The sequence below is a fragment of the Salipiger marinus genome (assembly GCF_900100085.1).
Lineage (GTDB): Bacteria > Pseudomonadota > Alphaproteobacteria > Rhodobacterales > Rhodobacteraceae > Salipiger > Salipiger marinus.
The window spans coordinates 205,661-228,058 of record NZ_FNEJ01000006.1; the positions used below are offsets into that span (position 1 = coordinate 205,661).

At 63.7% G+C, this 22,398-nt stretch carries 19 protein-coding genes and 1 tRNA gene; 4 read left to right on the forward strand and 16 right to left on the reverse strand.

Annotation, left to right across the window (positions count from 1 at the left end; genetic code table 11):
* Window positions 1–14: 14 nt before the first annotated feature.
* Both BLR51_RS08825 and BLR51_RS08830 read left to right on the forward strand, forming a co-directional pair.
* Window positions 15–902 (forward strand): carbohydrate ABC transporter permease, encoded by an 888-nt coding sequence (locus tag BLR51_RS08825; protein ID WP_165616777.1) that lies wholly within the window; start codon window positions 15–17, stop codon window positions 900–902.
* Window positions 899–1,723, forward strand: coding sequence for a carbohydrate ABC transporter permease (locus BLR51_RS08830; protein ID WP_089845976.1), 825 nt, complete (start codon window positions 899–901; stop codon window positions 1,721–1,723). Before BLR51_RS08825 ends, BLR51_RS08830 begins: the two co-directional genes overlap by 4 nt.
* A 46-nt stretch (window positions 1,724–1,769) precedes the next feature.
* Here BLR51_RS08830 and BLR51_RS08835 read toward each other — a convergent pair whose 3' ends face one another.
* On the reverse strand, window positions 1,770–2,549 hold the full coding sequence (locus tag BLR51_RS08835; protein WP_089845978.1) for a FadR/GntR family transcriptional regulator: 780 nt from the start codon (window positions 2,547–2,549) through the stop codon (window positions 1,770–1,772).
* A gap of 165 nt (window positions 2,550–2,714) precedes the next feature.
* On the opposite strand from BLR51_RS08835, the gene BLR51_RS08840 reads away from it, so the two are divergent.
* Together BLR51_RS08840 and BLR51_RS08845 are read left to right on the forward strand one after the other, a co-directional pair.
* Window positions 2,715–2,798 (forward strand) — tRNA-Leu (locus tag BLR51_RS08840).
* Window positions 2,799–3,368: 570 nt separating this feature from the next.
* The gene (locus tag BLR51_RS08845; RefSeq protein ID WP_089845980.1) at window positions 3,369–5,660 is read left to right on the forward strand and encodes an AAA family ATPase; all 2,292 of its coding nucleotides are present in this window, start codon (window positions 3,369–3,371) and stop codon (window positions 5,658–5,660) included.
* Window positions 5,661–5,758: 98 nt separating this feature from the next.
* Here BLR51_RS08845 and BLR51_RS27710 read toward each other — a convergent pair whose 3' ends face one another.
* The 15 genes from BLR51_RS27710 to BLR51_RS08920 all read right to left on the reverse strand — a co-directional run bounded on the left by BLR51_RS27710 (window position 5,759) and on the right by BLR51_RS08920 (window position 22,371).
* Window positions 5,759–6,022, reverse strand: a complete 264-nt coding sequence (locus tag BLR51_RS27710; RefSeq protein ID WP_165616778.1) for a hypothetical protein — start codon at window positions 6,020–6,022, stop codon at window positions 5,759–5,761.
* The gene (locus tag BLR51_RS08855) at window positions 5,961–6,209 is read right to left on the reverse strand and encodes a hypothetical protein (RefSeq protein ID WP_089845984.1); all 249 of its coding nucleotides are present in this window, start codon (window positions 6,207–6,209) and stop codon (window positions 5,961–5,963) included. The genes BLR51_RS27710 and BLR51_RS08855 overlap by 62 nt, the downstream gene beginning before the upstream one ends.
* Complete coding sequence (locus tag BLR51_RS08860; RefSeq protein ID WP_089845986.1) at window positions 6,206–6,880, reverse strand: N-acetylmuramidase family protein; 675 nt, start codon at window positions 6,878–6,880, stop codon at window positions 6,206–6,208. Before BLR51_RS08860 ends, BLR51_RS08855 begins: the two co-directional genes overlap by 4 nt.
* Complete coding sequence (locus BLR51_RS08865; protein ID WP_089845988.1) at window positions 6,880–7,275, reverse strand: hypothetical protein; 396 nt, start codon at window positions 7,273–7,275, stop codon at window positions 6,880–6,882. The genes BLR51_RS08860 and BLR51_RS08865 overlap by 1 nt, the downstream gene beginning before the upstream one ends.
* Entirely contained in the window at window positions 7,275–7,460 is a 186-nt protein-coding gene (locus BLR51_RS08870) for a hypothetical protein (RefSeq protein WP_089845990.1), read from the reverse strand. Before BLR51_RS08870 ends, BLR51_RS08865 begins: the two co-directional genes overlap by 1 nt.
* Window positions 7,457–7,699, reverse strand: a complete 243-nt coding sequence (locus tag BLR51_RS08875) for a hypothetical protein (protein WP_131821800.1) — start codon at window positions 7,697–7,699, stop codon at window positions 7,457–7,459. The genes BLR51_RS08870 and BLR51_RS08875 overlap by 4 nt, the downstream gene beginning before the upstream one ends.
* A complete protein-coding gene (locus BLR51_RS08880) occupies window positions 7,699–7,989 on the reverse strand; it encodes a hypothetical protein (protein WP_089845994.1) in 291 nt (96 codons plus the stop codon). Before BLR51_RS08880 ends, BLR51_RS08875 begins: the two co-directional genes overlap by 1 nt.
* A gap of 10 nt (window positions 7,990–7,999) precedes the next feature.
* Complete coding sequence (locus BLR51_RS08885) at window positions 8,000–9,865, reverse strand: hyaluronate lyase N-terminal domain-containing protein (protein ID WP_089845996.1); 1,866 nt, start codon at window positions 9,863–9,865, stop codon at window positions 8,000–8,002.
* Between the two features lie 14 nt (window positions 9,866–9,879).
* Window positions 9,880–10,482 carry a hypothetical protein gene (locus tag BLR51_RS08890; protein WP_089845998.1) on the reverse strand — a complete coding sequence of 201 codons (603 nt, stop codon included), beginning with the start codon at window positions 10,480–10,482 and terminating at the stop codon, window positions 9,880–9,882.
* Window positions 10,479–12,968 (reverse strand): hypothetical protein, encoded by a 2,490-nt coding sequence (locus tag BLR51_RS08895; protein ID WP_089846000.1) that lies wholly within the window; start codon window positions 12,966–12,968, stop codon window positions 10,479–10,481. Before BLR51_RS08895 ends, BLR51_RS08890 begins: the two co-directional genes overlap by 4 nt.
* Entirely contained in the window at window positions 12,968–16,435 is a 3,468-nt protein-coding gene (locus tag BLR51_RS08900) for a hypothetical protein (protein ID WP_131821801.1), read from the reverse strand. Before BLR51_RS08900 ends, BLR51_RS08895 begins: the two co-directional genes overlap by 1 nt.
* Before the next feature lie 260 nt (window positions 16,436–16,695).
* Entirely contained in the window at window positions 16,696–18,780 is a 2,085-nt protein-coding gene (locus BLR51_RS08905; protein ID WP_089846004.1) for a hypothetical protein, read from the reverse strand.
* Window positions 18,777–19,229 (reverse strand): hypothetical protein, encoded by a 453-nt coding sequence (locus BLR51_RS08910; protein ID WP_089846006.1) that lies wholly within the window; start codon window positions 19,227–19,229, stop codon window positions 18,777–18,779. Before BLR51_RS08910 ends, BLR51_RS08905 begins: the two co-directional genes overlap by 4 nt.
* An 83-nt stretch (window positions 19,230–19,312) precedes the next feature.
* Window positions 19,313–21,775, reverse strand: a complete 2,463-nt coding sequence (locus tag BLR51_RS08915; RefSeq protein WP_089846008.1) for a phage tail protein — start codon at window positions 21,773–21,775, stop codon at window positions 19,313–19,315.
* Complete coding sequence (locus tag BLR51_RS08920; protein WP_089846010.1) at window positions 21,772–22,371, reverse strand: phage connector family protein; 600 nt, start codon at window positions 22,369–22,371, stop codon at window positions 21,772–21,774. Before BLR51_RS08920 ends, BLR51_RS08915 begins: the two co-directional genes overlap by 4 nt.
* Window positions 22,372–22,398: the final 27 nt, after the last annotated feature.

The window sequence follows — 22,398 nt, forward strand, 5'->3', positions numbered from 1 at the left end:
GAAAGAGCCCCGCCATGGCCATGATCCGCAACCGGTCACGCCACCGCCTTGTGGCGCTGTCGCTGATCCTGCCCTTTGCCGCCATCTTCGCGCTGGTCTTTGCCTATCCCGTGGCCGAGGTGGTGCGGATGAGCTTTACCGACGCACCGCTGATCGGCGGCGGCGACTGGGTGGGCTGGGACAATTACGCCCGCCTGCTGTCGGACCGGCTGTTCTACACCTCGCTGAAAAACAACGGCTATTTCGTGCTGCTGACGGTGGTGCCGACCACGGCCATAGCTCTTGCCATCGCGCTGGCGGTCAACCGGCTGTCGGGGCGGATGCAGGCGCTGGCGCTGGTGCTGTTCTTTACCCCCTATGTGCTGCCGGTGTCGGTGGTCACGCAGATCTGGGCATGGATGCTGGATTTCCAGTTCGGCGTGCTGCAACCGGTGATCGAATTCTTCACCGGCAAGCCGGTCCCGGTGTTCAAGAATCCCAACTGGGTGATGCCCGCCGTGGCGGTGGTGACGATCTGGTGGACCAATGGCTTCAACGTGCTGCTGTTCCTTGCCGGGCTGCGCAACATCCCCACCGAGCTTTACGAGGCCGCAGCCCTGGACGGCGCCACCCGGCGGCAGCTGTTCGGGCGCATCACATGGCCGCTGCTGTGGCCGGTCACGGCGCTGGTGCTGACGCTGCAGCTGATCCTGCAGCTGAAGATCTTCGATCAGGTCTATCTGCTGTCCGAAGGCGGGCCGTTCAATTCCAGCTATGTGCTGCTGCTCATGGTCTATCGCGAGGCCTTCCAGCTGAACAACGGCGGCTATGCCGCAGCGGTGTCGCTGGTGCTGTTCCTGCTGATCGTCGTCATCTCGATCCTGCAATTCCAGATCCTGCGCATCGGAGGGCGCAAGTCATGACCCGCCGCATCGAAAACCTCTCGCTCACCGTGCTGACGCTGCTGGCCGGGCTCATCTGGATCTTCCCGCTCTACTGGGCTTTCGTCACCTCGCTGCGCTCTGAAAACCGCGTGGTCTCCGAAGAGGCGGGCGTCTGGCCGGACGAATTCAACCTGTCCTCCTATGTGGACGCGCTGTTCAACACCTCGCTGATGGACTGGTATGTCAATTCGATCGGCACCTCGCTCATCATCACCGCCATCGTGCTGCTGACCGGCATGATGTGCGCCTATGCGCTGAGCCAGATGGAATTCCCGGGCCGCCGCCTGCTTTACGGCATCGTGCTGGCCAGCTTCATGGTGCCCGCGCAGGCGCTGGTGGTGCCGCAGTTCATCCTGATGAACGATCTCGACCTCATCAACCGCTGGGGCGGCATCATCCTGCCGCAGCTGGTCGTGCCGGTGGTCATCATCGTCTACAAGCAGTTCTTCGACGCCGTGCCCAAGGAGATGCGCGAGGCGGTCACGCTGGATGGCGGCAGCGATTACACCCTGCTGTTCCGCATCTACCTGCCGCTGAACTGGGGCATCACCACGGCGCTTGGCATCATCACCTTCATCATGAGCTGGAATGCCTTTCTCTGGCCCTTCCTCGTCATCACGACCGAGGACATGATGACCATTCCCGTGGGCATCACGCAGGTGAACGATGCCTTCGGCGTGGCCTATGCCCGGATCATGTCGGTGGCGCTGCTGGCGGCGGCCCCGGTGGTCATCGCCTATCTGATCTTCCAGAAGCGCGTGACCGAGGCGGTGATGATCTCCTCCGGCGTCAAGGGCTGATCCCCTGCGGCCGGTCGCTCCCTGACGGCTGCTGCCCTGCCGGCGCTCAGACCTTGAGCGTCGGCAGGCCCAGATCAAACACCGTGGTGCCCCGCGAATCAAGCAGCGCCGTATCCACCAGCTCCGTCATCAGCCGCCGCGCGCCCGCCGGATCCCGCGCCTCGATCCGTGCGAAGACGGCGGCATGTTCCTCCACCGGGTTGCGGGTGTGCGGGTTGGGCATGTCGCGGTAGCGAAAGGCGGTGGTATGGGCCACCGCCGCGCAGATCCCCGCCTCCAGCGCGCCCAGCACCGGGTTCTGCGAACTGGTCAGGATGGCGCGATGAAAGCTGGCATCGGCATTGTGCCACGCGCTTTCCGTCATGTCGCAGGTGCGCATGTCATGCAGCGCGCGGCGGAAGGCGGCCAGATCGGCCTCGGTCCGGCGTTCGGCGGCAAAGGCGGCAGCGGGCGGCTCGATCATCGCCCGCATCTCGTACAGCGCGCGGATATACCAGTCGGGTGGCGCGCCGCTTTCAAAGCTCCAGCGCACCACATCCGGATCCAGCAGCGACCATTTCTCGCGCGGGGCCACCCGCGTGCCGCTGCGGGTGCGGGTGACCAGCATCCCCTTCCCCGCCAGCCGCCGCAGCGCCTCGCGATAGGCGCCGCGCGAAATGCCGGTTTCGGCAAGAAACACCATTTCCTTGGGCACAGGCTCGCCCATGGCGATCTTGCCCGCGACGATCTGCCGTCCGAGCCAGTCCGCGATGGATTCGTTCTTGCGCTTGTCCTGTGTCCGCATCGCCTCGACCAGCGCCACGGCCTCATCCGTTTTCTCTGCCATAGGTCCACTCTAGCCGCCCGCACGCTGCTCCGCAGCAGCGAAAACGCGGCACGGGGCCCATGCAGGGCCGGAGACCGTCTGCCGTAGCCTAAAACTGGACAGCGGCGCAGAATGAAGGTAGCGCAGAACCGCTGGATTCCGCCGCAGAGGCAACATCCAGCAGCGGCCCGCGTGGTGGAAAGGTAGACACAGGGGACTTAAACTCCCCAGACTTCGGTCGTGCCGGTTCGATCCCGGCCGCGGGCACCACCTCCACCCACGCAAATCCATGCCGACAGCCCCACCAAAGCCCCGAGCCGCCTAGGCCAGCAACCGCAATCCAGTGAACTCGAAGGAAAACTGGTGCCCCCACACGGACTCGAACCGCGGACCTACTGATTACAAATTACGTCATACATGTTTGATAACAAGTAGTTAGGCGGAATGCATGACTAAACTAACAGTCAGAGTTTCAATCACTTAGCTTGAACCCCTGTCCCTGCTTAATCAAGCATGCGAGGAGAGAATCTCTGCGGGGCTCCTTACAAAGGAGGATCTGATTGCGCCCGATCCAATTATAAAACATTTGTTTATTCACAAGGAATTATGGGCGGGCGATGCAGAAAAAACCTCCATAGCTTAAGTCAGTTAACTGCAATCCTGACCAAGGCCGACAGAGATCTTGAGAGACACCCTCTGTGCGGATTCGAGCCTAAGGAAGGACGGGAAATCCTAAATTTGCACAAGCAGTGCGAGGGGGATTTCAACCACGAAACAATTTGCTACTGTCGAACACGAGGGGCAGGTACTGGCGTAGTACTTGGCAGGAGGGTGATACACATGGCTACGATCTCAACGATTAAAACACTTAGCGGCGTCGGCATCTTGGCAGACAAAACCAGCAAAGATGCCATACCATCATTTCAAAAGTTTAATCTTGTCTACGGCTTTAACGGAACCGGAAAAAGCACGCTATCGCGCGTATTTTCTTGCCTCGAGGAGGGCAAGCATCACGATGCACTTCCTCCAGACTGCAGCTTTGAGATCGCGCTTGATGACGGCGTCACATACAAGGCGCCGAGCAGGCTGGAAGGCCTAGAAGGCCGAGTCTGCGTCTTCAACGATGATTTCGTTGAGCGAAATCTTCGGTGGAGAGAGGGCCGCGCATCATCAATTTTCTACATTAGCAAAGAGCAGTCCGATCTTGCAGCCAAACTTCGGATGAATCAGCAAGTCCTTACGGAAAAGGAGCGATCGCGGGACGCCGATCAGAAAATCGCCGATGAGCGAGAGAAATCTCTCAAGAGCTACCGTACAGAACGAGCCAAGTTGATTGCCAGCTCGCTGCACTTGGGCAACCGTAGATACGAAGCTAGGCAGCTGGAGAAGGACTACGAAACGCTGCTATACAGCAAAGGCGCAAAATTAGAGGCAGATGCCCTTAATTCTCTGGTTGATGTAGTCCGCCTTACTGCGCCCCCCCCCGCTCTAAAGACTATTTATATAGATATTGAAGGGATCTATGACACGGTACGAGTCGCACGACACTTGGCTGAGCTGAGTATCGGTACGGTAGTTTTAGAGGAAATGGTAAACCACCCAGCGATGGTTCCTTGGCTGAAGGACGGCCATGATTATCACAGCGAGAACGACCTCGACACTTGCCTGTATTGTGGTAACCCGATCACCGATGCTCGGAAGCACACACTCGCTGAAGCACTGGACGACCAGCTTTCAAAGCTGATGAAAGACCTGAAATTCGAGGAAGTGAAGGCCTCAGAGCTTTTATTCGAGATCAAAGCTGCTTCCGAAGCCTGGCCAAAATCTACCGAGCTCGATTTGCAGCTAGCAGAGCGTTACGCTTCAGCTTACCGGGATACAAATAGCGCACTGCATTATTTCATACCTATTATTGAGGAGGCGCGCCGAGTTCTCACTACCCGCGCAGAACAGCCAACATCTACCCTGCCAAACAAACTTCCGAGCCTTCAAGAAACTGAGGAACGAGCCGAACTACTCAAGGAGATGATCAATAGACAGAACGCTATTATAATTAAGCATAACGAAGCATTTAATAACTTCACAGAGCGCCAGAATAACGCCCGTGACGCCATCAAGAAACACTACTTGGCTGACGGACAAGACAACTATGACGCACTCAATAAGTCGCTGGCGATTGCAAGTGAACGCGTCAAATCCATTCAGAAAGAAATCGATAACCTGGAAAGCGACATTGCTGAGCTTAGCGCCAAGGTTCGAACCCATGGCCCTGCCGCGGATCAGATCACGAAGCTCGTTCGTGCCTACCTTGGCCACGGAGAGCTCACGATATACGCGGCCGACGAAGGTTACGAACTACGCCGACACGGCAAGATCGTCAAAGGAGCGCCGAGCGAAGGTGAAAAGACAGCCATTGCACTCTGCTATTTCCTCTCATCCTTGGAGGCAGACGATCGATCAATCAACGATTTGATCGTGGTCATTGACGATCCTATCTCAAGCCTCGACACCAAGGCCATGAACTATGCCTGCTCGCTCATCCTCTCACGTCTCGAAGGGGCTGCACAGCTTTTTCTCCTGACACACAATCAGCACTGTATGAACGAGTTTAAAAAGGCTTGGCGTAAGCAGGCAGAGGCAGAACCTCCGACAGCCGCGTTGCTCTTTCTGGATGCTTTTATTCCCGAGGGATCGCAGGTGAGGAGCGCCCGCATCACCCATCTTCCGTCGCAGCTTTGTGCTTATGACTCCGAATACCATTTCCTGTGCCACAAGATGTTACAGTTTGAATTGGCTGTAGAAAGTTACTCGGAGTACTGGTTCATGATGCCAAACGTAATCCGACGGGTATTGGATGTTTTTCTTGCCTTCAAAGTTCCGGGAAGCCACCCACTGCAACAGAAACTCAAAGCATTAACTAAGAAATATCCAGCCATAGATGACGTCCGCATCAAGGCCCTAGAGCGCTTGATCCAAGTAGAATCACACTCTGACAGCCTTGATGATCTCATTTCGCATTCGTCGATGACAATCGAGGAAACGCGGGACGCGAACGCAGCACTGCTCGAACTGATGGCAACGTCCGACGCCGACCACACCAAGGCGATCCGTCGGCAATGCAAGGCCGCGTGAAACCTGCCGGAGAACACCACATCCTGTCGCCCGAGTCACTGTGCAAACATTCCGCGTCCGGTATGTAGTTGCCTGACCGGTCGAGCAGTTTATTCGCACTATCGTTCTGTGATGCTGTGCTGCTGAATCTCTGGCGCGCATTCCCGGTCCCATGTCGTGTTGGTCTTAATGTCCAGCCGCAGGTTTTCGGGCCAGCGGTCCGACCGGACCTCGAGCTCTTCGCGCGTGAACCGCCTTGGCTGTTCCACGTCGCAGAAAAGCGGCCCCTCGGTCGGGACCAGCTCAAGCTTGCGCGCGGGGTCAGCGCAGCCAGTGGTCAGGCACATGCCGCAGATCAAAGTCAGGCAGCTGGTCAATCGCATGATCGCTCTCCTTGTCTCTCGTGATTGCAAGAACACGGGCGCTGCATCCGGTCAGCGCCACGTCGAGTGCCGCGTTATCCTGCGCCAGAGCGGCGCCGGCCTGCCTTTCCCGGTGCAGGAGCAGGCCAAGGCCGGCCACCGCACTCAGGGCCGCGCACAGCGCCGCTGCGAGGATGTTGCGAATCATGCCACCAGCACCCGGTTCAGATCCTCTACCTGAACAGAGGCAACGCCGCACATGCCCGGCGACCAGGGCGTGTCCGGCTTGCCCTGCCACCAGCGGAAGCGGTCCGCGAGGCGAGTGTGGTAACCATGGGTCGCATAGCCCGGGCCGTTGTAGCAACGAGCAAAGCCCCGCCAGTCGTGCCGGCGCAGTTCGTCATCGAGGCCGGCCGCTACGATGAAGGTGACCATGGCGTCCAGCTGGTGTTCCTCATCCTGCGCGAAGTCCTCGACCATCGCGCGCCCGGTATCGTAGCCGCAGAGCGAGGCGTTGAACCCCATCATCTGGGGCAGCCCCCAAGAACAGGACCGGATCGCGGCGCGTTCGTCGATCGCCGCCATGCGCGCAAAGAGCGCGTAGCGCGCATCGGCCGAGACGGGATAGGGCCGTTCTCCCCATTTCGGATAGGCCAGCCCCTGCCGCGCGGCTTCGTCCCGCCGCGGGCCCGCGCCAAGCTCCCGCCAGAAGACATGCCGCTCTGGCAGCATCTTCAGCCGCCCGTCAGGAAAGAAGCCGCTGTTGCTCGCCTCCACGTCGAGCACCGCGTGCAGCTCGTCCTCGCCCACGCCGATTCGATGCCCGATGCGCGGCAGATCGATGTCATCCAGCCGACGGGCGGCGCCTTTATAGAACATCACTTCGGTCTCCTCAGGATGGAGTAGAGCCGGAACGGCTCGGGATAGGTCACACAGGTGAACAGGTTGTAGGCGGGCCGGTCATCTTCGGGGATCGCCAGAAGGCGCGCCCGCAGGATCAGCAGCAGGCCGATGATCAGGCAGAGCTCGAAGCCCATGTTGATGTTGAGGCCACCCAGCAGATCGCGGACGAACGGCCATTCGTCACCCGTGACGACGCGGCCAAAGGACCAGTAGACGGATCGGCCAATGGCGCCGAACGCGACGAAGAAGAAGCCCCAGGCCAGATGCGCCGCCGGCGGCGTCATCGAGGCGAGCAGGTTCGGGATATATGCCCGTGCAGCCCAGAGGCCGATCAGCAGGGTGGCGAGTGCCGTGGCGTGGTGCATGGCCATTAGTGTCTCTCCTTCGGACGTCGGGTGATCTCGTCGAGCGCGTTGGAGATTTCCCGCTCGAGGCTTTCACGCTTGAGCCGCAGCTCCGCGAGCTGGCGCTCCTGTGCGGCGATGCCGGCCGCAGCGCGGCGGATACGCTCGTCTTCTTCAGGGTGGGGTGGTCTGCGGAAGGGCCAGATGTTCATCCTGCTGCTCCCTTCTGGATCGCGGCGGAGATGCGTTCGAGCTGGGCCAGCGTCTGCACCTCGCGCTGGATCGAGCTTTCAAGGTTCTGCTGGGACTGTTCGATCAGCCGGTCTGTCAGCCGGTCGATGCGTTCCTGACGCTGGGCGTTGTCCTTCAGCAGCCGCTGACGGTCATAGACCATCGCGGCCAGCATCAGGCCAATCGTCCCGAACCTCTCTACCCACCACTCCGGATCCATTACATCAACCCGAACCCTGCCCTTACCTCCGCCACCAGCGCGTCGGCCTCGGCCTGGTCGAGCCAGGGCGCGAGGTCATCGCGGGTGAGGGTGACGGGGGTGCCGTTCTTGACGACAGCCACGCGCCCCCCGTCGAGGTAGATCCAGATCTCCTCGGCATTCCTGTCGCGCGGGCGGTAGACGCGGACCCGATCCACATCGTCCGGATCCAGCTGCACGAGGAAATCCCGGACGGAATAATCCGCCCAGGGCAGGAAGTCGAAGGTGCAGAAATCAGCAAGCGTTTTCATGGGATCATCCTCAGAGGTAGCGTTCCATATGGACTTTGAGCGTCCTGCCCCGCCACGCGGCGAGATCAGCCGCAGAGTGGACCTGCAGGACGCCACCAGTCGTTCGGACTTCGAGCGGCTGCGTATAGGTGTCGGTGTCACGAAGCTCGTCAATCAGCCCCCCACCGAAGGTGCCAAAGTCGTTGAGACTGCCAGAGCGATACCGCGCGCTGATCACCGTTGAGAGGATGAGCTGCACGTAGACCCGCGAGCGGTTGACCTGCACGGGGTTGCCGTCCGCATCCCGCACCGTCGTCCAGACCGAACTATCGGTCGCATCAAGCGTCACCGTGGCCGCGCTTTCGACCTTGGCGCCCACGGCGAGGCGCGGGCCTTTGAGGGCGCCCTGTGTGGTTTCGATATCCCCCGAGGCCTGCAGCGCGCCGAAGGTCATGGGCCGGCGCGATCGGTCCAGACCGGTGAATTTGCGATCGTCGAACTGCCGCCCATTGTTGCGGTGGCTCAGCTCTTCCGTCTTGAACTGATGCGTCGGCCCGGCCTCTTCATAGCAGACGGTCGGAAGGGTTGTGACCGTGGCCCCCACCACGCTCTCAGAGGCATTGTGAGAGACGGTCACCTCGGACGAGGATGTGAACCCGGTGATCCACGTCTTCAGGGTGGCGCCACCGGTCCCAGCCCCGGCAATGTCCACGGGCTGACCCTCCGCCATCCACTCGCCGAACTGGGTTTCGCCGTCGAGGGTCAGCACGTTGCTTCCGGCGGTCATGATGCCGCTGGTCGTGGTCTTTCCTTCATACCCCTGCTCGAAGTCGATATCCTTGATCCGACTGCCGTAGATGCCGCCGCCGTTGTTCCGGAACACCGCGATCTTCTGGCCATTGCCCTTCACGCGCGTGATCTGGCTGTCATACATGCCCATGCGGTTGACGATCAGGTAGGATTTGGCGGTGCTGCCAAATATGAGATCCATATTGGTCCGGGCCTGGCTGGCCGTCGCCGTGGAGTCGGGGCGCGCTCCATTGTCGTAAAGCCGGTCGCAGTCCAGCGCCTTCATGTCCTCATGGGTGTTGTTCTCGGACCATGAGGTGCAATTGCGCTGGAAAAGGCAGACGGCGCTCTTCAGTCCGGAATGCCGCCACCGATAAAATCTCAGCCCCTTGGTGTTCCCGCCCCCGATGTCGTCCCAGAGGATGCAGCCGAGAGGGTCAATGAGGCTGTCTGCGGCATGGAAGAACCCGCCGTCGATGATCGGTGTCTTCCAGCCTGCATTGTTGCCAAGCTGATAAATCCGCAGCGCCCATTTGCCGGTGCCTTCCGTGAACAGGAAGTTCGCGCCCCGAAAGTCGAAGTAGCTGTCCCGCCCGGACTTCGGCACGTCATAGGAGTAGCAGGCTGGCGCATCGTCAATCACCGGGTCGCCCGGATCGCCCAGCCTGTAGAACCCGCCCGCTTTTGCGTGCCCGCCCCCGCGACGCGCATTGGCCTTCAGGAACTGGCGGAAGGCCAGGGTCGATGGCAGCACACCATCAGGATCTGCCCCGAACGAATCGAGGTAGAGGACACCGCCCAATGGCAGCACCTTCAGCCGCTGTTGTGCGGCATTCACAAAATCATAGTCCGTATCCGTGGAGGCCTTAGCCTCGAACCGAAAATCCCCCGAGTAGATAACTTCTCCTGGCTTCCAGCTCTCGCCGGAAGCCAGGAGATAGGAAACCGCGTTGAAGGGCTTTCGCGCCAAGGCGAAGCCTCCCAAGGTTTCACCATCGAAAACCCGCAGCTCCTTGGTATCCACGTCAACTTGCACCTCCGAAAACGCGCCGACGCTGTTGTCGAGCATTGCCGATGTGCCGCGCCGCAGCTGCAATTCCTGAGCCATGTCCTGTCTCCTGCCTAAGCGTCTTCGTTCGACCAGCCGAGGTCATAGGTTGCCGTGATGACGGGGTCGTTCGCCCAGCCCAGATCCATCGGGAATGACATGGGACGGCTGGCAATCAGGGACGCGACCGCCTGCAGGTGCGGCCCCTCGATCACCTCATAGCCGTCGTCCGACCAGGCGAAGATCTTGCCACCGCGTTCCTCGGGAGGACGTGTCACAGGCCGAAGCGGTCCATGATCCGGGGGCGTGCGCAGGGCGCTGTCGAGCTCGCGGCGGGTGTCCTGCGTCGCCTGCGTCGTGCGATCCAGCTGCCGCTGCAGCCCACGCTCGCGCGCGTTCTCGCCCCTGTAGCCCTGTTCGATCCGGGTGCTGCGCTGGATTGCCAGCTTGGCGCCCGCGTGCAGGCCGGCGACAGTGGCATCAAGCGTCAGCGCCCCCGACATCTCCGCAGCAGCGGGGCTGAGCGAAAACTGCGACTGGCTGAGAACGGTTCGGCCGGTCAGGGAAACCACCGTCACCCGCAGCTCGTCAGCGCCGCCATAGGGATGCGGCACGATGTAAGGGCCCTGCCCGGCAATGATCTGCACCGGAGCCGGTGTCAGCTCGTCCACGCTCATCTCTGTCCTCCGAGTGCATTGCCAAGATCAGGCGCGCGCGACGGCAGCGCCGCGCCACGGTCCCACCAGCCGCGCGTCCCGTAATCGCGCTCGCGCTTGCGCATCTGCCGCCGCCAGAGATCTTCCGCCTCGGGATCCAGAAAGGACTGCAGCTGATCGGCCACCATCCGGTCGAAGGCGACGCGCTGATACCAGAGCGACGACAGGACGGGCGTGTTGTAGCGGATGAAATTCGACACATCCCGGCCAACGAAGGTGCTTTCACCCTCGGCTGCCCGCGTGGCGTTGGACAGCGGCACATTCAAGGCGTCGCCTGCAAAGGACACCACCGGCCCGGCGATGGTTTCGGCCAGTCCGCCGCCGAAACGGTTGGTCTCCGCCGCGAAGAAATCGCCGAAGATGCCAAGGCCACCGCCCTGCAGCACCGCGCCGCCCCAGAATTTGGCATCGTCCATTGGGCGCGGATCGTTCCCCTTGGCGAGCTCCTTCAGCTGCAGGGCAAGCGCGCCGAGAACGATGAGCCCCGCGCTCATCTGCGCGGCATAGACGGCGCGATCGGAGCCCGTGGGCATGGCCAGCCAACGCCGGTACTGGCCCATGGTCAGCGACAGCGCGAAGCCTTTGAACATGGTCGAACTGCGCAGCAGCTCGCCCGCGATCGTGCCGGGCCGCGTGTCGCCAACGGTCAGCGCCCTGCCTTCGATCCGCAGGTTGGGCACCGCATATTCAAGCTGTTCTTCGATCGCCATCTGCAGGCGCAGCGCCAGCCCCTCCGCCTCCATGGGTGGCAGGGCTGTCTGATGCTCGCGCCAGTGAAAGGGGGTCAGGAAGGTGACACCATCCGGCGTGCGGAACATCGCATCAGGAGCGCGCAGGTTGTCCCAATCCTGAGGCGTGATGCCGCGCGCCTCAAAGATCTTCCGCAGCGGTTCGTCGATCTGGTCAAAGCTGCGCCCGGCATTGTCCGCCAGAAACCCCGCAAACTCCATCTGGAAGGCGGTGCGGTGCATGTCTGTCCAGAAGCTCAGACCAGAGGCGCGGATCGTGAAGCTGGTCAGGCGGTTGGTGAGCTCTGACGACATCTGCTCGGACAGGAAGCGGGCGGCAGCGCTGCCGGTATCCGCCAAGGTGTCAGCGACATAGCCCATGCGCGCTGCGGTCTCGCGCGTCGCGTTGCTGGCCGCCAGCTGAGCAGACCGCGCGAGCACGTTCCGAGGCTGCAAGCCCGACACCTTTGCCGCCATGGAGATGGTGGCAAGATCCGTGGGCGAAGACAAGATTGCCGCCCCCAGCTTCGCCGATGTCAGGACACTGCGGGTGCTTGCAAAGAAGCGGGCCCAGCCCTCCTGTTCGGTCTGGTTCACGGACCCGTCGATATGGGCCAGCATCGTGCGAGCCAGCGCCGCCTTCTTGCGCACCGCCTTTTCGGCGCTGACATTTCCCGCAACCCGTTTCGTGGCCACCTGTGACGCGAATTCCAGACCCATGCGCGGATTGGGGCCAAGGACGCGCATCTGGGCAATGTCGCGCGCCAGACCGTGCAACCCGCCCACCATGGAGGAAAAGGGATCAGAGGCCCCGAAGCGGGCGTTGTAGTCCATCCATGTGTCGCCATCGAGGAAGTGCAGAACCCGGTGTTCGGCATGCCGGTTGTAAAGCGCCTTGCCGCCGGGGGTCATGCGGGGATCGCGGCGGTTCGAGCCCTGGGTCAGGATGCCCTCGCGGATCTCGGCCAGAAACTCCATCGCGCGAGCCCGGTTCGGCATCGCGCCGCGCTCGGACGCAAAGGGCTTGCCGGTGCGCAGATCGGTGATGCGCGACCAGTCCAGCCGGTCGAAAACAAACTGCTCCCATTCGCCCGGCGCCGCCTTGCGGATGGCAGCCGCATCATGGGAATGACTGACACCAAAATTGTCGAGCTTGCCGATGTCGCCCCCATAGGCGTTGAACAGCTGGCGCAGGCGTTCCTGCTGCTTGCCCACGGCGTCGGCCAGCGCCTTGGCCACCAGATCGCCGCTGTCCTGCCCGTGCAACTCGCGCAGCACATTGCGCAGCCGCGCCTTGTTCCGGCTGACACCCAGCAGGTTCCGCCCGGTCGATTTCAGCACGTCGCGGATGCCATGGTTCACCGAACGCACCAGCGCCCGGCGGACGCTTTCCACGCTCTCCCCCCGGAAACCGCTGTTTTCGGAATGCTCGATAAGGTCGCGCAGGGCCAGCGCCGGATCCGGGGCGTCGCTGATCAGGGTATGAAGACGGCGCATGCCCTGCAGCTGGTTGATGACGGCGTGTCGGCGCGACCGCGCCTGCTTTCTGGTTGCCTCTTTCAGATCGGCAAGCGCGGCCGCTTCAGCCTGATGGGGCGGCATGACGGTTTCATACCGGGCCATCAGCTGATCGAATTCCCGCGCCGCCTCGGTCGCGCGGGTGCTGTCCAGTTCACCGCCCTGCACGGCGCGATCGAGACAATCATGAATATTGGCCATCAGGCTTTTCCTTTCACACCGCAGAGGTCGACAACGGTTGCCAGCGCATCGTCCTGGTCGATGTCATCGAGCATTTCGCGCACGCTGAGACGGATGCCGCTTTCCAGTTCGAATTCTTCGGCAGCAAAGGCCTGAAGCTCCTGCAGGGCCTTGTCATCGAGATCTGCCGCATCTACGTTTGATCCGGAGGTATCCCCCATGACATCACCCGTATTCACTGACTGGGACGGTCGCCCTGCGGTGCTGTTCTCGGCTTCGCGAAAAGAGGCGCTGGCGCTTCTCAAGCCGGGCGGCGACTGGGTGCCGGTCGATGCAGCTGACGTGTCCCATACTGCGCGGGTGCTCGACTCTGCCGAGACGCTGAAGTCCTGGTTCGCAAGCACCTTCGGGGAGTTCGAGGTGCCCACCAGCTTCGCAAACGAGGCATCGTCGCGGGACAGCGCCGCGGAATAAAGATCACGCATCTGCTGCATCAGCGCCTCGCTCTCTTCAGCGTCGCCAGAGCTCCTATATCTTTCGTAGAGTGCGTGCCCTGTCGCGTTCTTGGCCTCCAGCATCGCCGGTGACCAGATCTGCACCTCGGCCACCACTCCGTTCGGGGTTTGAACCAGCACCTTCCGATCAAAGTAACCGTCATTGGTCACCGACCAGCCTTCGTCCAGAACACCAGCGGCAGCGGCAAGCCGAGCCACGAGGCGATCTGCGTCCTCGGCGGTATTCACAAGGAAGCCGCCGCGCGCGACGTCGGTCATTTCCTGCGCGGTCTCATATGCCTTGCGCTGCATCTTCTCCAAGGCGGTAGCCTTCACCTTCAGCCCAGGCGTCTTGAAGGTGATGCCAAGATCATCCGCCACGCGCACGCCCAGATCCTCAAGAAACGACTGCGCCGCCGGCGCGAGTTCGTAAAGCTGATCCACCGTCTCGAAGGGCTGCGATGCCTTCAGATCGGCCAGAGCCTGCCGGGGGTTCTCGACTTCCTGAAGCGTCCGGGGCGGCGTCATGTCCGCCGCATCGCGGAGCTGCTGCGCCCCGATCGCGTCTGCGGCTTCCACCTCCGGGCTGGCAGCCCCCGCCGCGAAGGCATCCTCGGGGATGTCGTCCAGCCGGATTTCGGGCTCCGGCGCGGGGGGCACAGCGGCGCGGCCGATTTCGGTCAGATCACCAAAGGCGGCCTTGTCGATCGCTTTCAGCGCATCGAGCGGGCCCGGTGCATCAAAAAGCGCCGCCTCCGCCCCGCCGATCTTTTGGGCCTCGGCGGCATAGCGTTTCAGAAACTCGGCGATGGTTTCGGCCCGGGCCGCGCGGCCGTTCGGGGCAAACTTGCGGATCAGGGCCACGGTCAGCGGCGCGGTGTTCCCCTCCAGCAGATCGACCTGCGCCAGCATATCATCCAGCACGCTGGCGAGCTTGCCGCCTTCCCGGGCAGCAACCTCGCGCGCAAGGGCAATCGTGCGCATCGCGTCCAGGACAAACGGCGTGATGTCCATCTCGGCCCGGATCCGGCCTTCGGCGACGGCCTGACGCAACGCCGCCCATTCCGGCGCCGCCTGCGCGAGCGCGTCCAGCAGGGACTTCAGCTCGCCCGCCTCGGTTTCCGCATAGCGCGCGACGATGTCCGGCGCGTCATAGGCGCGGGCGAACAGGGCATCCCGGATCCGGCGCAGGCCTTCGGCGTTGATTTTGCCAGTGGCATCGACCAGCCCCGAACGCTCTGCCTGCGGCATGCTGTCGAGAACCCGGCGCGTGAAGGGCGCATTGGCGGGTGTGTTAAGCCCCTGCGTCGGATCATAAAGGGCGACGGTTTCCGAGTTGATCCCGCGCGCGTCCATCGCCGCCCGTTCGGTAGCGCTCATGCGCGCGATCTGCGAGGTGTTGGCGGCACGGACGAAGCCCTGCCGCTGGGTGCCGTCCAGATCCGATGTGCGGCGACCGATCAGGACGGGCCGCTGCATCCCCTCCGGGATCTCGAAGCCGGCGGCAATGATCTGCTGGCGATAGGCGTCGGCGCGGTCGGGATGCAGATTATAGGCGCGGTCGATCGCGGCGACCCTGCCATTGCCGCTTTCCACCATGCTGTCGGGGCCCACGATCGGTGCGCCCCGGTCAGCCTCTGGCGACGGCATGAGCCGGGCCGGATCAAGCCCTGCGGCGATGGCGCTGATCTGTTCATCGCTCGAGGCCCGGCTGCGGTCCCGCGGCTGCAGGTCGCCGCTGGCGCGCTGCAGGCTGGCGAGATCCACAACCTGATATTCCACATCGATGCGGAACCCGTCGCCCGCCGAAACCTGCCCCGTGGCGGTGTAGCCGCGCCGCGTGGAATAGCCGGAAAAGCTGGAGCTGCCGGCGTCCGCGCTCGCCCCGCCGCGTTGGCGTGCGCTGGCCTGCACACCATTAACCTTTCCGGGTTTGAAGCCTTCATGCCGCTCCATCGCATCCAGCATGACCTGACGTTGTGCCGGGGTCAGTGACGCGGTGTGGGTGTCTGCCGATACCCCCACGGCACGGGCGACGACGCTGATATAGGCACCCGTATTGTTTTCAGATGGAGGAGCATACCGGTTGATCGCATCCGCAATCGACAGGTTGCGATAGGCTCCGCTTTCAAACAGCAGCGCAGCCTTTGCGGCCCGCCCTGCCTCATATGTCGGGAACACGGCAAACCGGCCATCCGTCCCTATCGCCCCATGCCTACGAGCGAAATCGCCATACTCGATATTGCCGGGGTTATGGTTGCGCCAGTTGCGGGCACCTTCGCGACGCTGAGCGGTGCCATCTGCCGATTGCACCACGGTGAAGCCCCGTCCGGCTTCGATGACGCGGTCAAAGGCTGGCAGCTCCGCATCGGCAGCTTCCATGCCGGGCGCATCGCGGCCAAGGATCCCGCCCATGGTTCCTGCAGACGACGGCTCAGGCGGCACGGCATCCCCGCGCATCTGCCGCCCTGCCCGCGCCACATCGTCACCAAAGCCAAGCTGCGGCGCGCCCGGGGGTCGCTGCCCCCCAAGAGCAGCATTGCGCGTGCTGCGGTATTGGCTGTAGCGCAGCGCCCCCGCGATGCCGCCGCCGATGAGGCCGCCGGTCAGCGCCGCCATGCCCAGCTGGCCTGCCACGTTCGGTGTCGGCAGATCCAGCCGCTCGGCTGTTTCGAACTGACGCTCCAGCAGCAGGGCTTCGGCGCCAGCGTTCACGGCCGCCTCGACGCCAACGACGGTCAGAAGTCGGGCGCCGGCGCTGGCCCCGAAAGGAAGGGACAGGACCGTGCTCTGATCCGTCGCACCCGCCCACATCCGGCCCAGAAATTCCGCGCCGCCGCCGCCAAGCTGCAGCACGTCCATGGCATCGTCATGCTCCGCCTTCAGGCGGGACGTGACCTCCTGACCGAACTCCTCGCGCGTGGTCGGCAGGGGGATGCCGAAGTTTCGCAGCTCCGGGTTCTGCGCCAGCATCTGCCGGTTGCGATCAAGCACATAGTCCAGTTCGTTGAAGAACCGCGAGTTGGAGGACCGGCTGCGGATGGTGCCCGGCCCGTCGCCATAGGCGTTGCTGTCGCGCAGCCGCGCAGCCTGCTCTTCCATCACCTCGCGGCTGGTCCGCTGGGCCCGGTTCCAGCTGTCGGTCTCGATCCGCTCTGCGGTGATTCCTGCGGAGAAGGTTTCGCCAAAATCCGGCACCTTGCCCTGCAGGGGCGCGAGAAGCGGCGCGCTGCCGGTATCCTTCAGAATGAAGGTCATTTCGCGGCCTCCCGCAGCAGGCGCCGCAAGCTGAAGGTGAACGGCGCCCCCTGATCGTTCATGAGGACGGTCGGCGGCTCGGCGGGATCAGCAGAGGGGCGGACAAAAACGTAGCTGTCATCGCCCGCAGCCATCAGCTGCAGCTCCGACATGGTGCGCTGGTCGGGCAACTCGCCGTCGATCCGGGGCAGCTGACCCCCGGATACCGCTTTCAGGCGCGCTTCAAGGCCCTCGGCGGACCACCTGAAGGAACGCGGGTTTCCGGGATCCTGCGCATAGCCAAGCCGCGACAGCGCCTGCTCCACCTCCGGCGCCCCGGCGCCCTTCGGCAGGATGACGGGCACGCCGGCAACCTCCTGAATGCCGCCGCGCGCCTGGGCCGTGCCGTGGCGCCCGGTGCCGCCCAGAACCTCGTGCAGGGCCTGCGTGTAACGGTCGTCATCAATATCGGCGGTCGGATCGACCCGCCCCATGCGCCGGGCGTAGAGGGCATCCGCCGCCGCAAGCGTGCGCTCCTGAAGCGCATCCCCGCCCGGAAGGTCTGCGTAGACCGCATCGAGCACCTGAAACGACACGCCGCGCCGGTCGGCCAGCGGCGGCATGACGACGTTTTCCCGCGCCAGAGCGGCCTGCCCGCGCAGCATGTCGAGCGCCCGGCCGGGCGGGTTGCCCGCCGACAGGAAATCCCCCGCGTGGACAAGCACCGGATCCCCGCTCAGCCGCTGCAGCTCTGCCGTGCCCACGGTTCTGGAGACAACACCGGCCAGACGCATCCGCTCTTCCGGATCGTTTTCTGCGTCCAGGGCAGTTTCCAGTGCGTCGGCTTCGGCTTCGGTCAGGATGCGGCTATCGCGTGCAAAGCCTGCGGATACCAGCTCCTCGCCGATCTGAGCGCGCCGGGTCAGCTCGGCGGCGAGCGTCTCGCTGTCCGCCGAAAAGTCGATCGGGCTGATCTCGGCCACGCCGACGGTGCCGGCATAGGCGATGGGGTCTTCGTCATAGCCCTTTTCGTGCTCCTCAAGCCGTTCCTGAAGAACCTTCAGCCGTTCGGTCTGGTACGGCTTGGTGACCTTCCGCGCCTCCTCCTCATCGATGAGGGCGGCCAGCTGCGCGGGCGTCAGGGTGGCAAGCGATCCGTTTTCTTCCCGCAGGGCAATGGCGGCCTTGGCCTCTCCATAATACTCGCTCTGCTGAACCTCTGGATCCTCGAGGAACCGTTCATCCACCGCCTCGCGACCATCGGCGGCGATGTCCCTGATTTCCCGGATCCGGTCATTGATCGCCTTCTTGCGTTCGAGTGCGGCCTTTTCTGCCGCCGTCGCGGCGGCTCGGGCATCGGCCTCCAGTTTCCCCTGGGCCTGCACGCGGTAGCGGGCGACGGTGTCCGCTTCCAGCCCAAGGAAGCCGCCCGCATCGGCGGCGGCAATGAAGGCCTCCGGGTCGTCGGACACCATCCTGATGGCGCGGGCGTTGGATATGTCGCCCTGCAGACCGATCCTGCGGCGCTCCGCCTCGGCGGCATCGATGACACCTGCGGCCAGCAGACCCTCGATCTGTTCGTTGCCCTGAGACAGGAGCACGTCAACCGTGCCCGCATCCGCGCTGGCGCCGGTCCGGGTCGCTTCATGGGCGTAGCGCAGAAACGACGCCTCCCGCTCGGCATTGCGCAGGCCGACCGTGCGGCGCCCAAGGTCGAAGGCCACGGCGTTGGTCAGCTGGTCGAAGGCAAGACCGAAAGGCTCGCGGTTCTTCGGATCGATCAGGGGTCTGCCGGTCTCTGCCGTGGCGGTGTCGTATTGCTCGCGCAGCGCCTGCACGCCCTGCGACCACGCGGCGTCTGCGGCATCGGGATCCCCGATCTGCTGCACCGACAGGCGAAGATCATTTACGTCGCGGGTCAGATCGACCTGACTGCGCTTCAGCTCGCGGTCCAGCCGTTCCGCCTCGAGGCCCTTGCCGACCTGCGCCATGACCTGCCCGAAATCGGCCAGAGCTGCGCCGCCCGTCGGCACGGCCTGCTGCGGCGCCCGGGCGGCGCGACCGGGGCTGAGCGGCCCGACAGGGACGGTGAGCCGCGTCATGCCAGAAGCTCCGGCCAGATGTCAGGCGCTGCCGTCAGGAAATCAGCCGCAGCGGAAAAGCCGCCCTTGATGACGGCATTCCGGCCCTGGGCGCGCAGCATGCGCTGCTGTCCGGTCAGTTCGACTGCCTCGGCCTGCCCGCCCTGCCGGATCGCGGCACTGCCGAAAGCCATTTCCTCGGCTGCCGTCTGGCCAAGGTAGACTGCGGACGGGCTGCCCAGATCGACGCCCCGCGCGGCAAGCTCGGCCCGCTGGCTGCCGATCTGGCGGCGAAACTGTGCCCGGTAGCGCTGATCCTCGACCGAATTCAGCTGCAGCATCTGCTGCTTCTGTTCGCCAATGGCCTTGGCCTGCGCGGCAGCAGCGCGGTTGGTCTGCACGCCCTGCCAGATGCTGCCGCCAATCCCGGCGACGGTGCCGGCAAGCTGCAGCACCTGCCCCGTCGTCATTGCGGCCGCCGCCGCACCAGCGCCCGCTGTGCCAGCGCCCGCTGCCCCGGCAACAACAGGAGCGAAGATTGCGGGAACACACATCAGGCGCCAACCTCTTCGATATTGGGCACAAGGCCGGTGATCGTCAGAGGGGCGAGCCCGTCCGGCAGGAATTCGATCGACACCTCGTCCGCCTCGCCGCTGTCACAGCCAAGCCCGACGATGCCGCTGGCGTCGCGCGCGACTGTCTCCAGAATGCGGTAGGGCAGCAGTTCGCTGGGGGCTGCCGCGTGTTCCTCCCCGGCGTCGTTCCGTTCGATCGTGCGGACGAAGCCCGCCGCCGTGCGATGGACGATAGCCGCAGACCCCCGCTTCAACCGCCGCTTTCGCCCGCGGCTGTCACCATCCCGGGCGCCGGCGCGCAGGGGCAAGGTGCGCACGCGGTGGCTGGTATCGACCAGACCGATGACCGCGTGGGACACAGGATCCGGAAGGGTCAGACTGCCATCCTGTGAGACGGTCAGATCGTCATAAGCGCCGCGGTCGGTCCATGCGGACACGGTCTGACCAGCCAGATGCGGCAGGCTGAATTCTGAGGTCGGCACAGCAGGATCAAAAACTGCCCCGCAAAAGGCATGGTTGAAGGTTTCGACCCCGCCCGCGCCGGACAGGGGAAGCACGTTCAGCGCCTGCTCCTCGATGCAGCGGACCGTCTGGCCGCCGATCTCGCGGCGCACGATCATGGTCAGGAGGTCATAGGCGGCATCGACGCTGGGGGTCACATCGATGTGCTCGACAAAGCCACCGGCCACAGGAACGGGCGCCCAGCCCAGCACATCCTGTTCCGGGTCATAGATGACGCAGGCCAGCGTTCCGTCGCCGCAACGCAGCCACCCGCGCTGAAACGGCGACGGCTGCCACACGATCTGTTCGAAGCGGGCGCCGCCCAGATGCTGCGACGGCAGGGAAAGCTCGACGGGTCGCATGGCGTCTTCGGAGAAGTTGTAGCGGATCTCCATCACCCGGGCGCGGTCCTTGGTGACGTAGACCGGCCAGCCATAGGGCAGCGCGGGCTGCACCCGGGCGGCGCCGTCCGTCGCCACCACTTCGGGGCGGAAGGTGGTCAGGGTGATCGGTTCATCACGCGATCCCGCCGCCCCAAGCCGCACGCCGCCAAGCGAACCGATATAGACGCCGCGACGGCCCGACACGAGCCAGTTGATTTCGTTCTTGGACGAGACGCCGCCGATGTCATAGCTGAACGATCCGTCCTCCTGATCGCTCGGCAGGAAATCCCGATAGGCGCCGATGGTGGAAAAGGTGATGGTGCGCGGCTCTGTCGGGGTGCGCGCCGCAACCAGCCGCTGCTGGTGAAGGGTGATGTGACGCGGGAAACCGTAAATCTCGTTCCATGCGCCTTCGGACCAGCGATAGGTCGGGTCATCGACGCAGGGCTGCGGAACAGCCGTCACAACATCCGCAATGGCGGTGTTGGTATCGACAACCTCGGTGATGCGGACAATCCCCGCTTCGGTTGAATGGTGTTTGTAGAGCGTGGCTTTTGACAGGTCGGTGCGCACCGTGCCCGAACTGTGGACCGGGGGATTGATCCCGGTGTTATCGCCCGCCGTGATCTCGTAAACATTCTGGTCGTAGCGGACCAGCTGGCCCACCTGGCAATCGGCATTGCCAACCCAGATCGGCACGTTGCGCCAATCTGTCGGCTCCAGCAGGATCAGCACGCCGACATGCTCCGGGGTGAAGATGTCCCCCGATGCAGCCAGCGTCACGCCGACGGCACCCGGGCCGATCATGGTATCGTACAGGAAGGTCCACCAGACGGCGGGGCTGCCAAAGCCAGCGCCAGTCAGTGCGGTGCCGCTGGTATGTCGGGGCGCCGTGGATCCACACGATCCGTCTACGGCCTCTTCAAGCGGCGATCCGACACCGGCGAATTCATAGACCCGGCTGCCCGTCTTGCGGACGTCGCCGATTTCCAGATCCTCGTCCGCCTGCCAGTAGGTTTCCGCACCGGTGCCGTCGGGGCCGATCAGCTGGATCGTCTTCGCTTCATCAAGGTTCTGGACCCGGAACGGCCCGGCCTCCAGCTTGGCCGGGGCAAGCGTCCAGTTGTCCAGGGCGAAGCGGCTGAGCTGCTGCAGCGGGTGCCGCCCGTCCGCGAGATACATCACGTCGGCGTCCTGCATGTGGTTCAGGTTGGGCAGGTCCGCCGCGGTGAATGGCGTGTCCAGTTCATAGGGCACACCGCCCTGCATGACCAAGGCGCCGTAGCGCCAGACCCGCATCTTGCCTGCGGTAAATTCCAGCGCCAGCGCGTCGTCATCCGCAAAGATGAAAGGCACGCGGATGGCATAAGCGTTGCCCCGCGTCGTGCCGCGAAAGATGGTGCCGGGCGCGCGGGTGAACCCGCCCTGCCGCAGCGGCAGGAAGCCGCGACAGATCGCAAGGCCGGTCTGGTGCCGCTGGAAATCCTCCCGCGCGTGCAGCAGCGGATCAATCTCCCCGGCAGAGAACGCGACCTGAGGCGGGCGGGAGGCGGTCATCGCATGACCCCCGCCGCCCAGTCGTCACTGGTCTGCTGCGGCAGCCCGTCCAGCCGGGTGCCAGACGCGGTGCCCTGATCGGACGTGATGGCGCGCTGGAATGCCGCGCTCAGATCATCCTTCAGCTCGACCCGCTTCGTGCGCGAGGTGACCAGCTTTGGCGACAGCAGCACGGCCAGCTGGCAGGCGACGGTCAGCTTGAAGTCCGACGGCAGCTGCGCCTCGTTGGTGAGGTGGAACGTGCCCCGGATCAGGATCTGCCTTTCGCTGGCGCGCAGCGTCATGCCATCGACCCGATACCGGATCCCGCTGCCATAGACCTTCCGCAGCTTCAGCATGTCATCCGGCAGCAGGAACGCATGCGGCAGATCCGGATCCGTCGCATCGTTGGGGCCCGGCAGCGACAGAGGCGGGCGGATCATCCGGCGCGCGAAAGACCAGTCATAGGCTTCCAGCATCATCCGCAGAGCCTCGGGATACTGCTCTGCCGCCGCCTGCGCCTCTTCGGTATTCTCCCCGAAGGACTGCAGCGGACGCATTTCCATCAGGCGGAACGCCTGTCTTGCGATGGTGCTGGCGGCGATGGCGACGGTCATGGAACCCCCATGGATGGGCCGGGCACC